Origin of the sequence: Mesorhizobium sp. BR1-1-6, assembly GCF_020165355.1 — a bacterium.
Taxonomy (GTDB): domain Bacteria; phylum Pseudomonadota; class Alphaproteobacteria; order Rhizobiales; family Rhizobiaceae; genus Mesorhizobium.
In genome coordinates, this window is record NZ_JAIUHZ010000001.1 from 491,325 (window position 1) to 505,571 (window position 14,247).

Annotated in this window: 14 protein-coding genes and 1 tRNA gene; 6 read left to right on the forward strand and 9 right to left on the reverse strand. The window is 62.7% G+C overall.

The window, feature by feature from the left end; genetic code table 11:
• Positions 1-71: 71 nt before the first annotated feature.
• The 5 genes from LB545_RS02420 to LB545_RS02440 form a co-directional block, all read right to left on the reverse strand.
• A complete protein-coding gene (locus LB545_RS02420) occupies positions 72-395 on the reverse strand; it encodes a hypothetical protein (RefSeq protein ID WP_224704355.1) in 324 nt (107 codons plus the stop codon).
• A 250-nt stretch (positions 396-645) separates the two neighbouring features.
• Positions 646-897 (reverse strand): hypothetical protein, encoded by a 252-nt coding sequence (locus tag LB545_RS02425; protein WP_224704356.1) that lies wholly within the window; start codon positions 895-897, stop codon positions 646-648.
• Positions 898-966: 69 nt separating this feature from the next.
• Positions 967-2,061, reverse strand: a complete 1,095-nt coding sequence (locus LB545_RS02430) for a SagB/ThcOx family dehydrogenase (RefSeq protein WP_224655812.1) — start codon at positions 2,059-2,061, stop codon at positions 967-969.
• 402 nt (positions 2,062-2,463) lie between these two features.
• Entirely contained in the window at positions 2,464-3,210 is a 747-nt protein-coding gene (locus LB545_RS02435; protein WP_140524635.1) for a helix-turn-helix domain-containing protein, read from the reverse strand.
• A gap of 325 nt (positions 3,211-3,535) precedes the next feature.
• Positions 3,536-3,611 (reverse strand) — tRNA-Ala (locus tag LB545_RS02440).
• Between the two features lie 136 nt (positions 3,612-3,747).
• Between LB545_RS02440 and LB545_RS02445 the strand changes: the two genes are divergently transcribed.
• Positions 3,748-4,038 carry a YggT family protein gene (locus LB545_RS02445; RefSeq protein WP_224704357.1) on the forward strand — a complete coding sequence of 97 codons (291 nt, stop codon included), beginning with the start codon at positions 3,748-3,750 and terminating at the stop codon, positions 4,036-4,038.
• A gap of 13 nt (positions 4,039-4,051) precedes the next feature.
• A complete protein-coding gene (locus LB545_RS02450) occupies positions 4,052-4,369 on the forward strand; it encodes a DUF167 family protein (RefSeq protein ID WP_140654987.1) in 318 nt (105 codons plus the stop codon).
• Positions 4,370-4,372: 3 nt separating this feature from the next.
• On the opposite strand, the gene LB545_RS02455 is transcribed toward LB545_RS02450, so the two are convergent.
• Genes LB545_RS02455 through LB545_RS02465 form a run of 3 tightly spaced genes read right to left on the reverse strand, consistent with a single transcriptional unit; the run spans position 4,373 to position 7,119 of the window.
• The gene (locus LB545_RS02455) at positions 4,373-5,254 is read right to left on the reverse strand and encodes a MurR/RpiR family transcriptional regulator (protein ID WP_140492512.1); all 882 of its coding nucleotides are present in this window, start codon (positions 5,252-5,254) and stop codon (positions 4,373-4,375) included.
• A 24-nt stretch (positions 5,255-5,278) separates the two neighbouring features.
• Positions 5,279-6,346, reverse strand: coding sequence for an ABC transporter ATP-binding protein (locus LB545_RS02460; protein WP_224704358.1), 1,068 nt, complete (start codon positions 6,344-6,346; stop codon positions 5,279-5,281).
• A gap of 2 nt (positions 6,347-6,348) precedes the next feature.
• The gene (locus LB545_RS02465; protein ID WP_224704359.1) at positions 6,349-7,119 is read right to left on the reverse strand and encodes an SDR family oxidoreductase; all 771 of its coding nucleotides are present in this window, start codon (positions 7,117-7,119) and stop codon (positions 6,349-6,351) included.
• 280 nt (positions 7,120-7,399) lie between these two features.
• On the opposite strand from LB545_RS02465, the gene LB545_RS02470 reads away from it, so the two are divergent.
• The 4 genes from LB545_RS02470 to LB545_RS02485 all read left to right on the forward strand — a co-directional run bounded on the left by LB545_RS02470 (position 7,400) and on the right by LB545_RS02485 (position 12,054).
• Entirely contained in the window at positions 7,400-8,632 is a 1,233-nt protein-coding gene (locus tag LB545_RS02470; RefSeq protein ID WP_140554802.1) for an ABC transporter substrate-binding protein, read from the forward strand.
• 126 nt (positions 8,633-8,758) lie between these two features.
• Positions 8,759-9,628, forward strand: coding sequence for a carbohydrate ABC transporter permease (locus LB545_RS02475; RefSeq protein WP_224704360.1), 870 nt, complete (start codon positions 8,759-8,761; stop codon positions 9,626-9,628).
• Complete coding sequence (locus tag LB545_RS02480) at positions 9,625-10,449, forward strand: carbohydrate ABC transporter permease (protein ID WP_140492497.1); 825 nt, start codon at positions 9,625-9,627, stop codon at positions 10,447-10,449. Before LB545_RS02475 ends, LB545_RS02480 begins: the two co-directional genes overlap by 4 nt.
• Positions 10,450-10,527: 78 nt before the next feature.
• Positions 10,528-12,054 carry a M81 family metallopeptidase gene (locus tag LB545_RS02485; RefSeq protein ID WP_224704361.1) on the forward strand — a complete coding sequence of 509 codons (1,527 nt, stop codon included), beginning with the start codon at positions 10,528-10,530 and terminating at the stop codon, positions 12,052-12,054.
• Between the two features lie 113 nt (positions 12,055-12,167).
• Here LB545_RS02485 and LB545_RS02490 read toward each other — a convergent pair whose 3' ends face one another.
• Positions 12,168-14,222: a M3 family metallopeptidase gene (locus LB545_RS02490; RefSeq protein ID WP_224704362.1), complete on the reverse strand. Its 2,055-nt coding sequence runs from the start codon at positions 14,220-14,222 to the stop codon at positions 12,168-12,170.
• Positions 14,223-14,247: the final 25 nt, after the last annotated feature.

The window sequence follows — 14,247 nt, forward strand, 5'->3', positions numbered from 1 at the left end:
ATGCCGCCCAAAACTGAGCCCGGTTCGGGAGAAACGACATACACGGATCAAAGCAAGGTCGAACGGTCGGCCTACCGATAGCTCATCGACAGACACAGAGCCTCGACCTGTTCGAGGTAGAAGCGGCATCTCATGCGCAGGATCCTGAGGTTCGGATCGTCGGCGCCGTTGACCTCGATGGTCTGCATCATGAAGTCGAAATGGGCATGGAAGGCATCCACCGCCCCCCAGAGACTGTCGGCGTGCCAGGTGTCGGCTATCGCCGTGGAAACCAGTTGGCGCGCTTGAAGGCGCGCCGCATCCGGCGATGCCGGCCGGCTGGCGATCAGGGCATGGAGGCGGCTGAAGACACTTTCACCGGCATCGGCGCTTTTGATGGCTGCGATCATGTTCATTTGTGTTCCCCTCAGGTCGTCGTGCATAAAGGCCGGTTCGGCGGGCTGCGGGCGATCATTGCAGCGATCGCGGCGACATCGGCCGGCCGGCCTTGGATGATGTTGCCTCTGCGCCCGCGTGTTCCAACCAAACCAATAGGCCATCTCGATGCGGTCAAGCCGACGGCGGCCTTCCTCAAGGACGGCAGCAGGCCTTGCCGCGCACGTCCCGGGGCACGCCATTGCGCACCGAGATGATGGCCGGATCTGGCTATGCTCTCCTCGGCTGGACGCGATTGTCTTTCGCCTGCGTCCTGGGGTGCATCGAATTGCCGCTGAGCTGCGGATGCCTCGCCGGCCGGGCGCCGCGAAGGACGTCGAAAGCCTCGGCATAAGCCATGCCCAGCAGATAGGACATCACGGGGAAACGGCTTGCTTCGGCCATCTGCACCAGCTCATTGGCCATCGACGCGATATATTGGAGACTGTCGATCTCGGACTGGCGTAGGGATTGGTTGGCCACTTGCTGCTCCTGTGATGTGGTGGAATTCAGGGGACCCCCTCACCGGGCACTCTGAACATAATCAATCGGCTAATTGATCGACCCCGCTGCCGGGCGCGGATCGGTTTCCGGGATAGACAGTGTCAAGGCGTAGATGGGCGCGTCGGTGAGCCGGTCGAGGCCGAGCAGGCGCTTGATCGCCGAGTGGCTGAGCGCCGCGGTCGGGCAGGCCGACAGGCCGTGCCTGGTCGCTGCAAGCATCATGTTCTGGCCGATATGGCCAGCTTCGATCAGCACGACACGATAGGCGTTGGCGTCCTCATACTTCCACATGGTGCGGTCGAGCCTTGCGCAGAGCAGGACCAGGCAGGGCATGGGGTCGGCCCATTCCTGTCCGCCGACCAGCTCGGAGACTTTCGGCAGGTGGTTCGCCGAAATCCTTTCAAGATCGTGTCCGACAGCCGAGTAGTGATAGACGCCGGGCTCCAGCCCTTCCACCGCCGGCGCGACCACATAGGCTTCGTAGGGGTTTCTCGCGCCGCCGGAAGGGGTCATGCCCAGCGGCAGGGCGCCAACGCAGTTGCTGGTCTCGCCGGTGATGCCCATGCCCGCGAACAGACAGTCGGAAAGCTGTTTCGCGGTGATGGTGGGCGCCGCCGCCGTTCGGTTCGTGCGACGCTGCGCCATCAGGGCAATGAGTTCATTGTCGTCCAGCGCGTCCGGCAGCCGGATGGCCGCCGCGGAATTCCTGAGCACGAGGTCGGGCTGCACGGTGTGACCGGCGCGTTCGATCTGCCGTGCCTCCGCCTGTTCGATGGTCATGAACTCGCTGTCCTGGACGCAGAAATGCATCAGCGCGGTCGGAATGCCCCAGTTCCATTGTCCCGAGAATTGGCTCTCCTGTTCGGCCAGTTGCGACCCGGCGGTCACCAGTGCGGAAAAATCGAGCAATTGGGGGATGACGGCATCCAGCTCTGATCGCGACCATCCGTGGTCCCGCGCGATCTCCGCGGCGGATGCCCATTTGTCCCAGGATGCGAGAAGACCGATCACCTCGGAACTGCATTCGAAGACGCTTCTGGTCAGGAAATTGCACGCCGTGACCTTGTTGGCGCCGGGGTAGAAGACAAGCGTTTTTGCGGAGCGCATTTTCATGATGCCGAAAGCCGAATGCAGAAATGTCATTGCGAAGGCGAGGCGCCGACGAACAACCGTCGCCGGCGCCTCGGGCAGCTCAGCGCTTGTTGTAGTGCATGCCCTGCGAAAAGAAGACGGTCTGGGTGCCTGCGGCAATCGTCAGCTTCGGAGCAGTGTTCACTTTCTTCGCCATTTTCATCCCTTCCTGACCCCCAAATGGGATCTGTTGAAAAGATCCCCAAAAACGGGATCCACGGGCGGAAGGTAAGATCGAAAGAGTTAATGGTTTGTTAAAATGGTAGTAAAACTGCATTAATCTAAATTATCTTTCTTAGCCCTAAAGTACAAAAAAATCGATTTTACTCACATACGGAGTAGATGACTGCCGGCATACGCTATTTCCGGATAGAGTTATTCTTATTTAGCGTAAAAGGGAAGATTCTGACGCGATCAGTCCAGCCCCTCCCGAGCGAGGCTGACCACGAGCTGGTCGAGGCTCGGGTCGTCGAGCTTGACGACGTGCGCCATGCGGATCGCCTGCCGCGGGCCGATGGATACGTCCTGCCGCATGATGACCGACACGAAGGCCGGCCCGGCTTCCGTCAGAAGCATGGCCTTGCCAATCAGTACCGGTTCCGAGATGGGAGCCCACTGCACCGAGATCAGCGATGGTTCACCGGTCTGGCGGCGATTGACGCCGCTGAAGTAGATCCAGTTCAGGCGCGAGATCGCCACGCCGTAATGATTGCCGCGCGCCCGCGCCCATGTCGTTCCCCGGCGCTCCGACCATCCGGTAACCCTTCGGAACGTCACCAGCTCGGCGTCGCGCCGCACGAAGGTCACCGACCGCATCAACAGGTCGGGGCGGGCCGGGATCGAAAAATAGGTGAAGTAGGTGCCGCCCGCGATCGACGGGGCGGGCGGCCGGATCATTTGGTTGAACAGGCTTTCGGAAATCGGTGGCAGGCCACGAACCGCAGGCTTCGGCGCGCCCGGTTCCCGGTACAATTCGGCTTCGTCGATGCGGAAATAGTCGCAGATCAGCTTGGCTGTCGCCTTGTTCGGAACGGTCTGTCCCTGAAGGTAGCGTTCGAACTGCGTGCGATTGATGCCCAGTTCCCGGCATACCGCGCTTACCGAGGCATGCTCCTTACAGAGCCGTCTGAGATTTGCAGCGAGATACTCGCGAATTGACACGTTTTGCTTCCGCGGGCGGGTTCTTCATATCGACTTCCAAATCCGTATAGCGCCGTCAGCCGCCCCCACCGAAACGCCTTGCTACAACACACAGAAAAAACTGATTTGGTAATGTCACTCTAATGGGGTGGATTCCAAAAAAAATAGCGCGATTCCATAGCGATCACCGCCATAAGTCCAATTGACAGGCGTTTGCCCCGGAAGGCTCTCGCAATCCTTCATGATGGACGGAAAAGGGCGCCAGTGTCGTGACATTTCGCACCGTAGCCACCGACGTGGGTTCGGCTGTTGCAATGCAGCGAAGAGAAGAAAACGACTATCCCGCTGGTGGAGCTGAGGGGGATCGAACCCCTGACCTCGTCATTGCGAACGACGCGCTCTCCCAGCTGAGCTACAGCCCCGTCCAGCGGATGGCGCATTTATCGGGCACGGCAGTTTTCTGTCAAGGCGACGTTTTGCCGAAATCCTGGCGGCCGAAGCCTGCCCTTGCCGGTTTCGCGCGCAATGGCTACATGTCGGCAACAATTGGAGACCGGCATGCTCGCCCTCATTCAAACAATCGTCATGGCGCTCGACCTCTATTGGTGGGTCATCATCATCTCGGCGATCTTTTCCTGGCTCTATGCCTTCAACGTCGTCAACTCGCGCAACCACTTTGTCGGCAGCATCGGCAATATGCTCTACCGGCTGACCGAACCGGCGCTCAGGCCGATCCGACGTTTCATGCCGGACCTTGGCGGTATCGACATCTCGCCGATCATCCTGCTGCTGATCCTGTTCTTCCTCAGGCAGTTCCTGCTCACCACCGTGGCACCGCTGGTGCTGTGAACCCGATGCTCGCATGAGTGCCCCGTTCCGCATCCGCGAGAACGGCATCGAATTGTTCGTCCGGCTGACACCGAAGTCTTCCATGGACAGGTTCGAAGGCATAGAGAGATCGGCTGATGGGCGAAGCCATTTGAAGGCACGGGTCCGCGCCGTGCCCGAAAACGGCGCCGCCAATCAAGCGCTGGAGAAGCTGGCCGCCAAGACGCTTGGAGTGCCGGCCTCGGCCGTTTCGGTTGTCGTCGGCGGCACGGCACGGCTCAAGACGCTGCGCGTGACGGGTGAACCCCAGGTGCTGATGCAGCGTATCGAGGCGCTCAGTGCTTCGGCCTGAAGTTCAATCGCCCAGCGGCAAACGCGGATCGTCGACCTTCAGCGTGTTCACGCTCTGCTTGATGCGGCGCAAATTCTCCAGCACCTTCGGGCCGCGCGTCTCGGCCACCGACGTGACGATCATGTCGACGATCGCCAGCAGCGCATAGCGCGACGATGTCGGCTTGTAGATGTTGCCGTCCTCGAGCGGCTGCAAATGGATGACGGTGTCGGCGGCCCTGGCCAATGCCGAGTCCGGCGCGGTGACGGCGACCGTTGTGGCGCCATATTGCTGCGCGACCTGCACCGCCTCGATGACCGACCGTGCATAGCCGGAAACCGAGAAGGCGACCAGCGTGGTGTCGGGCGTGGCCACGGCGGCGTACATGCGCTGCAATTGCCCGTCGATCTGCGCCAGCACCGGCAGGCCCAGCCTGAACAGCCGGTTCTGCATCTCGGTCGCCATCATCGAGGAAATGCCGCCGGAGCCGACACACAGCACGTTGCCTGACGTGGCAATGCGCGCGGCGACATCGACCAGCGTCGTCATGTCGAGGTTTTCGCTGGCGCGCTGGATGGCCGATATTGCCGCCTCGGTGATGGCCGATGCGATGCGCTGCTCGCGGGCGTCGCGGCTCAGCGGCTCGGGCGACAGATACTGTCCGCCAATGGCGATCGCCTGCGCCAGATAGAACTTGAAGTCGCGCAGGCCTTCGCAGCCGAGATTGCGGCAGAAGCGGGTCACCGTCGGCTCGCTGACGCCGACGCGCGCGGCGATCTCCGAGATCGCCGCCTTGGAGGCGAAATCGAGATCGGACAGGACCAGGCCCGCCAGCCGGCGATCCGACTTGGTGCCGTCCTGCGACATCAGCTGCAACCGGGTGATGATGTCGGCCGGTGTCTTCATGCTGGTGTCTTCACGCTTGTGCTTTCATAGAGGCAGGCCCGTCGCCTTGTCGAAAAGATGGACGTTGCGCGGCTCGACCGAGACCGGCAGGCGGTCGCCCGGCTTCACCTGCATCCGGTCGCGGAAGACGACGCGCACCGTATCGCTGCCAATGGCGCCGTAGACATGCGTTTCGGAGCCCGTCGGCTCGACGACGTCCACCTTGATGGTCATGGCGTCGGCAGCTTCGCCGATGACAAAATGTTCGGGCCGGATGCCGGCCTCCACCGCGCCGCCTGTCCGCACCTCTTTGCCGGCAAGCGCAAGCTTTCCGCCGCCGGTCGATTCGAACCAGCTGTTCGTGGCCGTCGTCTTGAGGGACCCGGAAACGAAACTCATCGAGGGCGAGCCGAGAAAGCCGGCAACGAACTTGTTGGCCGGCCGGTCATAGAGCTCCAGTGGCGGCCCGACCTGCTGGATCCGGCCGCGATCCATCACCACGATGCGGTCGGCCATGGTCATGGCCTCGATCTGATCGTGGGTGACATAGACGACCGTCGATCTCAGTCTCTGGTGCAGCGCCTTGATCTCGGTGCGCATCTGCACCCGCAATTGCGCGTCGAGGTTGGATAGCGGTTCGTCGAACAGGAAGACCGAGGGCTCGCGCACGATGGCGCGGCCCATGGCGACGCGCTGGCGCTGACCGCCCGACAATTGCCGGGGGTAACGGTCGAGATAGGAGAACAGGTTGAGGACGCCGGATGCCTTCTTGACCTTGTCCTCGACCGCGGCGCGGCTCTCGCCGCGGATTTTTGGCCCGAAGCCGATATTGTCGGAGGCCTTGAGATGCGGAAACAGCGCATAGGACTGGAAGACCATGGCGATGTTGCGCTGCTGCGGCGGCAGGTCGTTGGCGCGCACGCCGCCAATGACGAGATCGCCCGAGCTTATCGTTTCCAGTCCGGCCAGCATGCGCAGCAAGGTCGACTTGCCGCAGCCGGACGGGCCGACCAGCACGACGAATTCGCCGCTCTCGATGTCGAGGTCGATATTCTCGAGGATGCTGTGCTGGCCGAAGGATTTCGAAAGGCCGCGGAACTGGACGTCGGTCATGGTCACGCTCCCACTATGTCGTCGATGAACGGCAGGCAGCCGGCGGTCAGGCCGGCATCCACCGGCATCACCACGCCCGTTACGCCGGACGCCCGGTCGGAGGCAAGAAACGCCACGGCTTCCGCCACCTCCGAGGCATTGACGATGCGGCCGAGCGGATAGAGCCGCTGGAGCTTGCCGAGAATGTCGGGGTTCTTGGCCAGGCGATGATCCCAGGCGGCGGTACGGATCGATCCCGGACAGACGACATTGGCGCGAACGCCGCTGCGGCCGAGCTCGACGGCGATCGCCTTGGCATAGGCGTTGATGCCGGCCTTGGCGGCGGCATAGGCAGGATTGCCGAAATGGGCGATGGCGTTGACGGAAGAAATGAAGACGACGCTGCCCGAACCGCGCGCCGCCATCGCCTTCACCAGCGGGTCGGCAAAAGTCATCACGCCGGTCAGGTTGAGGTCGAGTTCCTGCCCTATCCTGTCGGCCGTCAATGCGCCGAGCGTCTCCGCGCGCGTCCAGCCGGCATTGTTGATCAGGATGTCGGGCACGCCGTCCTTGTCGAGCACGGCCGCGACGGCTGCCTCGACCGAAACCCGGTCGAGAAGGTTGAAGACATGGCGCGAGGCGAGGTGCGGGCTTGCCAGCGCCTCCTCCGATTGATCGCAACCGACCACTCGCGCACCTCTTCCGGCCAGCAACGCGACGATCGCTGTGCCAAGGCCGCCGCCGGCGCCCGTGACAACGACAGTGCGGCCTTCGAACTCGGCTTTCGAAACCACGGCGCTTGCTCCTCCGGCAGTTCGAGCAATTCCAGGAAAGTGTATACGGTTTTCGGTCCGGAATTGCGTCAAAACAAAGAGTTAGAGTGGTTCTCCGTTTCCTTGAAACGGTGAACTGCTCTAGGCAGATGTCGGCAGGCTAGTGAATGGAATGTAATTAAGCAACACGATAATCTGCTTGCGTGGGGCCAGATCCTCGATAATGTAGGAAAGTCACATAATCCTGCGCCAACATCGGCGTGAGGAGCGCAAAAGCGCGGAACAAAATGGGAGAGATCGGATGAGCATTGCGAAATGGACTGTCGGCTTGATGGCCGGAATGAGCATGCTGGCCTTCGCGGCACAGGCGCAAGCCGGCGAGGTGCGCGTCACCGTCGCCGAATACAGCGCCAAGACCGGCCCCTACTTCGAGGAGGTCAAGAAGGAGTTCGAGGCAAAGAACCCCGGCATCACGGTCAAGTTCGAAGTGGTGCCGTGGGATGTGCTCTTGCAGAAGCTGACCACCGACATCACCGCCGGCACCAATGCGGATCTCTCGATCATCGGCACGCGCTGGCTGATCGACTTCGTGCAGCAGGACGTCGCCGAGCCGCTCGACAGCTACATCACGCCAGACTTCAAGGGCCGCTTCATCGACACGTTCCTGTCGCCCTCGATCATGGACGGCAAGACCTACGGCCTGCCGATCGCCGCTTCGGCGCGCGCCATGTATTACAACAAGGAGCTGTTCGAGAAAGCAGGCATCGCCAAGCCGCCGGCCAATTGGACCGAGCTGCAGGAGGACGCCCGCAAGATCAAGGCGCTGGGGTCCGGCACATTCGGCTTCGGCCTGCAGGGCAAGGAGATCGAGACCGACGTCTACTATTACTATGCGATGTGGTCATACGGCACCGAGATCCTCAACAAGGACGGCACATCGGGCTTGAGCACGCCTGGCGCGCTCGAAGCCGCCAAGCTCTACAAGTCGATGATCGACGAGGGCCTGACGGAGCCCGGCGTCACCTCCAACAACCGTGAGGACGTCCAGAACCTGTTCAAGCAGGGCAAGGTCGGCATGATGATCACCGCACCCTTCCTGTCCAACCAGATCAAGGACGAGGCGCCGAGCCTCAAATACGGCGTGGCGGCTATACCCGCCGGCCCGACGGGCGCGCGCGGCACCTACGGCGTCACCGATTCCATCATCATGTTCAAGAACTCCAAGAACAAGGACGAGGCCTGGAAGCTGCTCGACTTCCTGTTCACCACGGAGCAGCGCGCCAAGTTCACGCAAGGCGAAGGCTTCCTGCCGGTGAACAAGGAAGAGGCCAAGATGGACTATTACGTCAACAATGCCGACCTCGCCGCCTTCACCGCGCTGTTGCCCGATGCGCGCTTCGCGCCGGTCATTCCGGGCTGGGAGGAGATCGCCCAGATCACGTCGGATGCGATCCAGAAGATATACCTCGGCGGCGACCCGGAGGCGGGTTTGAAGGATGCGGCGGCGAAGGCCAACGCCGTGCTGAAGAAATAGGGCGTATCTCCCTGCGCCCGTGGCGCGCCCCACTCAGGCGGGGCGCGCCACATCTTTGGTCTCCCGATCCGAAATCCGCATAAGCAGAACCTTCCGATCCCGTGCGCCGAGGTTACAGGCCAGCCGATGCAAAATCGCTTCTTGCCCTATCTGCTGACCTTGCCCAGCCTGTTCCTGGCGGCAATCGTGATCTTCTGGCCGGTCTGGGACCTGATCCAGATCGCCACGCATGACGTCAACCGTTTCGGCCAGCTGCGCGAATTCAGCGGTCTTGCCAATTTCGCCGCCCTCACCGCCGATCCCGATTTCGTCGCCGCACTGTGGCGCACGGGGATATGGACCGTGCTGGTGGTTGGCGGCGCGCTGCTTCTGTCGATCCCGGTCGCCATCATCCTCAACACCGATTTTTACGGCCGCGGCATTGCCCGCGTCATCATCATGCTGCCCTGGGCGGTGTCGCTGACCATGACGGCGGTGGTCTGGCGCTGGGCGCTGAGCGGCGAAAGCGGCATGCTGAATTCGGCGCTGCTCGGGCTCGGCCTTATCGATCACAACATCCAGTGGCTGGCGCAGGCCGAGACGGCGTTCCCGATGCAGGTGCTGATCGGCATATTGGTGACGGTGCCGTTCACCACGACGATCTTCCTTGGCGGCCTGTCTTCGATTCCGGACGATCTCTACGAGGCCGCTGCGCTCGAAGGAGCGACGCCGGCACAGCAGTTCCGCGAAATCACCTTTCCGCTCCTGAAACCGTTCATCAACATCGCCATCGTGCTCAACACCATCTACGTCTTCAATTCCTTCCCGATCATCTGGGTAATGACGCAGGGCGGGCCGGCCAACTCGACCGACATCCTGGTCACTCACCTCTACAAGCTTGCCTTCCGCATCGGCAAACTGGGGGAGGCTTCCGCCGTGTCGCTGGTGATGTTCGCCATATTGCTGGTCTTCACCATGATCTATGTGCGCCTCGCCATGCGGGAGCAGCGCGCATGAGGAGCAAGCTGAAGCGTACCGTCATCGCCTGGCTGCTGCTGGCGCCTTTGATCGTGGTGACGATCTTTCCCTTCGCGGTGATGTTCCTGACCGCGGTCAAGCCGCGGCAGGAGGTGCTGTCGCCGACATGGTGGCCGAGCGAATTCCGCTGGTCGAATTTTGCCGACATGTGGGTGGCGACCGGCTTCGGCCGGGCGCTCGCCAATTCGCTCTATGTCTCGGTTATCGCCACCGTCGGAGCTATCCTGATCTCCGTGCCGGCGGCCTATGCCATGTCGCGCTTTCGTTTTGCCGGCTACAGCGCCTTCCGCCAGTTCCTGCTGATCTCGCAGATGATCTCGCCGATCGTGCTGGTGCTCGGCCTGTTCCGGTTGATGGCCGCCTGGGGGCTGGTCGAATCGACGACCGCGCTCGGCTTCATCTACATGGCCTTCAACGTCGCCTTCACCGTGTGGATGCTGCAGAGCTATTTCGACACCATCCCGCGCGATCTCGAGGAGGCGGCCTGGATGGAAGGCGCCGGCCGCTGGCTGACGCTGCGCAAAGTGTTTCTGCCGCTCTGCCTGCCGGCCATTGCCGTCACCGCCATCTTCACCTTCATCAACGCCTGGAACGAATTCGTCGTGGCGCTCACCATGCTGCGCAGCCAGGAGAGCTATACGCTGCCGATCCAGGTGTTCTCGCTGGTCGCCGGGCGCTACACCATCGAATGGCATCACGTCATGGCCGCCACGCTGCTGGCGACGCTGCCAGTGGCGATCCTGTTCATCTGGCTGCAGCGCTACCTCGTGCGGGGGCTGGCGCTCGGGGCCGTCAAATAGCAATTCCATTGAAAAAGTGTGTGGCGGTTTTCCGTCCGGAATTGCGAGAACGAAGAGTAACCTGTCCACGGAGCTTTCATGCGCATCTTCACCGCCTCGCTGGCGACGGAAACCAACACCTTTTCGCCGGTGCCGACCGACAGGGCATCGTTCGAGATGGCCTTCTATGCCGGGCCGGGCAAGCATCCGGAGACGCCGACGCTGTGCTCCTCGCCGATCGTCGCGCTGCGCCGGCGCGCGGCCGCAGAGGGATTGACCGTCATCGAGGGCACCGCCACCTGGGCCGAACCCGGCGGCCTGGTGCAGCGGCAGACATACGAGGCGCTGCGCGACGAGATTCTGGGCCAGCTCAGGGCGGCGCTGCCGGTCGAGGCCGTCATTCTCGGCCTGCATGGCGCCATGGTGGCGCAAGGCTACGACGATTGCGAGGGCGACCTGCTCGAACGGGTGCGCGAGGTCGTCGGGCCTGGCGTGGTGATCGCTTGCGAGTTCGATCCGCACAGCCATCTCACGCCCAAACGCGTGGCGGCCTGTAATGTCATGGCCTACTTCCTCGAATTCCCGCACACCGACTTCTATGAGCGCGGCGAACATGTCGTCGAGCTTGGCCTCGCCGCGGCGCGCGGGGAGATCAAGCCCGTCATCTCGACCTTCGACTGCCGCATGATCCAGGTGCTGCCGACCAGCCGCGAACCGATGCGCTCCTTCGTCGACCGTATCAAGGCGCTGCACGGCAGGGACGGCGTGCTGTCGGTTTCGGTCATCCATGGCTTCATGGCGGCGGATGTGCCCGAAATGGGCACGCGTATCCTCGTCGTCACCGACAATGACAAGGCCAAGGGCGACGCGCTGGCCGAAACGCTGGGACGCGAGCTCTACGCGATGCGCCAAAAGACGGCGATGACGATGCTGAGCGCCGGCGATGGCATCGATCGGGCGCTGGCGGTGCACGCTGAAAAGCGCGGCAGGCCGGTGGTCATCGCCGACATCTGGGACAATCCGGGCGGCGGCGTGCCGGGTGACGGCACCATCGTGCTGCGGGAGCTTTTGGCCCGCGGCATCGACAATGTCGGCGTGGCGACGATCTGGGATCCGGTCGCCGTGACCTTCTGCCGGGCCGCGGGCGAGGGCGCCGTCATCGACCTGCGTTTCGGCGGCAAGGCCGGTCCCCAGGCCGGCGAGCCGATCGACGCCCGCGTCATGGTGCTGAAAGTTCTCGCCGAAGGTTGGCAGAGCTTCGGGCCGAGCCGGGTGACGCTCGGGCCCGCCGCGTTGATCCGCATCGAGGGCACCGAGGTCGACATCATCCTCAACACCAACCGCACGCAGACCTTCGAGCCGGACATTTTTTCCAACATCGGCGTCGATCCGCTGGCCAAGGACATGCTGCTGATCAAATCGACCAACCATTTCTACGCCGGCTTCGAACCGATCGCCGCCGAGATCATCTATCTCTCGGCGCCGAGCGCGTATCCCAGCAATCCGGCGGTGACGGATTACAGGAAACTGAAGCGGGCGATCTGGCCAAGGGTGGCGGATCCGTGGAAGGACAAGGCTCCCCCTTCTTCCCTTGTGGGAGAAGGTGTCGCCGAAGGCGACGGATGAGGGGCGTTCCAGGGAACACCCACGCCTCACACCGCTGGAACACCCCTCAACCGTCTCGGCGCTGCGCGCCGATCCACCTTCTCCCACAACAAGGGGAGAAGGGAAGGCTCGCCCTACACCAGCCCCCGCTTCACCATCATGGCTTCCGGCGACGGCATCTTGCCGCGAAACGCGGTGTAGAGTTCTTCCGGATCCTTCGAGCCGCCGGCGGCATAGATGTTCTTTCTCAGCCGCTCGGCCAGCGAGGGATTGAAGGGGTCGCCCGTCTCCTCGAAAGCGGCGAAGGCGTCGGCGTCGAGTACTTCCGACCACATGTAGGAATAGTAGCCGGCCGAATAGCCCTCGCCGGCAAAGACATGGCCGAAATGCGGCGTGCGGTGGCGCATCGCGATGGTGTCGGGCATGTCGAGTTTTTCGAGCGTTTCGGCCTCGAAACGAAGTGGCTCCTCAGGCGCGTCGGGCCTTGCATGGAAGGCCATGTCGATCAGCGCCGAGGCGGTGAATTCCACCGTGGCAAAGCCAGCCCCGAAAGTGCGTGCCGCCAGCATCTTGTCGAGCAGAGCCTTCGGCATCGGCTTGCCGGTCTTGACATGCAAAGCGTGCTTTTCCAGCACCGCCGGCACGGTCAGCCAGTGTTCGTAGAGCTGCGAGGGCAGTTCGACGAAATCGCGGCTGACGGAAGTGCCCGACACCGAAGGCCAGGTGACGTCGGTCAGCATGCCGTGCAGGGCATGGCCGAATTCATGGAACAAGGTCTTCGCCTCGTCCACCGACAGCAGCGCCGGCTCGCCCAGGGGCGGCTTGGCGAAATTCATGATGTTGTAGATGATCGGGCTCGCGCCGGGGCCCAGGCGGTAGCCTGATTTCAGTGCGCTCATCCAGGCCCCGGAGCGTTTCGACGGCCGCGCGAAATAGTCGGCCAGGAACAGGCCGCGCTCGCTGCCATCGGCATTCTTCACCACGAACACACGCGCGTCCGGATGCCAGGCGGCAATGCCTTTCCTCTCTTCGAAGGTGATGCCGAACAGTCTTGTCGCGACGTCGAAACAGGCATCGATGATCCGGTCGAGCTGGAGATAGGGCTTCAATTCCGCCTCGTCGAAGGCGAATTTCTCCGCGCGCAGCTTCTCCTGGTAGAAACGCCAATCCCAGGCGGCGAATTTTTCGTTGCTGCCGGCTTCCGCCGCCAGCCGTTCCAGCTCCTTTTGGTCGGCGGCGGCCTTTTCCAACGCCTTTTCCCAGACGGGATCGAGCAGGTCGTGCACCGCCTTGGGCGTCTTGGCCATGGTGTCGTCGAGCTTCAGCGCCGCGAAGGAGCCGTAGCCGAGCAGCTTCGCCTTCTCGGCGCGCAGCTTCAGCATGTCGCGCACCACGGCCGTATTGTCGGTCGCGCCGCCATTCTGGCCGCGCATGGTGAAGGCGCGGAAGGCGATCTCTCGCAAGTCGCGGCGCTCCGAGAAGGTCGAGAACGGCTCGTAGATCGAGCGCGACAAGGTGACGGCGTAGCGGCCTTTCTGGCCGCGCATCTCGGCGGCTTCGGCCATCGAGCTCTTCACGAAATCCGGCAGGCCGGCCAGGTCGGCCTCGTCGAGGAACAGCGCCCAGTCGCGTTCGTCGGCAAGCACGTTCTGGCCGAAGCTGGTGCCGAGCGACGACAGCTCCTCGTTGATCCCTGCCAGCCGCTTCTTGCCCTCGGCGTCGAGTTTCGCGCCCGAGCGGACAAAAGCCTTCCAGGTCTTTTCCAGAACCCGCAGCGTCTCGGCATCGAGCTTGAGCGTCTCGCGGCGCTGGTAAAGATCGTCGATGCGGGCAAAGAGCCTTTCATTCATCGAGATCGCCGAGAAATGCCTCGACATCCTTGGCGAGATGTCGCGCTCCAGCGCCTGGATGTCCTCGTTGGTGTGGGCCCCGGCACGGCACCAGAAGATCGACGAGACATGGTCGAGCGCTTCGCCGGCGAGCTCCAGGGCTTGAAGCGTGTTCTCGATGGTCGGCGTATCCTCGTTCGCGGCGATGGCCTCGATCTCGGCCTCATGCGCCTTCAGCGCCGCGTCGAAGACGCGTGCGAACTCATCGTCGCCAAATCGGGCGAAATCGGGCAGGCCGAGTGGCCCTTGCCACGTGGTCAGCGGATGGGCGGCGAGGTCGACGGCTTTCGTGGCGGGCATGGATTGTCTTTCGGGCTGGCAGGTC

Coding starts and splice junctions, on each gene's coding strand:
- LB545_RS02475 (WP_224704360.1), top strand. CDS start 8,759: ATGCAAAATCGCTTCTTGCCCTATCTGCTGACCTTGCCCAGCCTGTTC.
- LB545_RS02445 (WP_224704357.1), top strand. CDS start 3,748: ATGCTCGCCCTCATTCAAACAATCGTCATGGCGCTCGACCTCTATTGG.
- LB545_RS02450 (WP_140654987.1), top strand. CDS start 4,052: ATGAGTGCCCCGTTCCGCATCCGCGAGAACGGCATCGAATTGTTCGTC.
- LB545_RS02490 (WP_224704362.1), bottom strand. CDS start 14,222: ATGCCCGCCACGAAAGCCGTCGACCTCGCCGCCCATCCGCTGACCACG.
- LB545_RS02470 (WP_140554802.1), top strand. CDS start 7,400: ATGAGCATTGCGAAATGGACTGTCGGCTTGATGGCCGGAATGAGCATG.
- LB545_RS02430 (WP_224655812.1), bottom strand. CDS start 2,061: ATGACATTTCTGCATTCGGCTTTCGGCATCATGAAAATGCGCTCCGCA.
- LB545_RS02480 (WP_140492497.1), top strand. CDS start 9,625: ATGAGGAGCAAGCTGAAGCGTACCGTCATCGCCTGGCTGCTGCTGGCG.
- LB545_RS02455 (WP_140492512.1), bottom strand. CDS start 5,254: ATGAAGACACCGGCCGACATCATCACCCGGTTGCAGCTGATGTCGCAG.
- LB545_RS02485 (WP_224704361.1), top strand. CDS start 10,528: ATGCGCATCTTCACCGCCTCGCTGGCGACGGAAACCAACACCTTTTCG.
- LB545_RS02420 (WP_224704355.1), bottom strand. CDS start 395: ATGAACATGATCGCAGCCATCAAAAGCGCCGATGCCGGTGAAAGTGTC.
- LB545_RS02460 (WP_224704358.1), bottom strand. CDS start 6,346: ATGACCGACGTCCAGTTCCGCGGCCTTTCGAAATCCTTCGGCCAGCAC.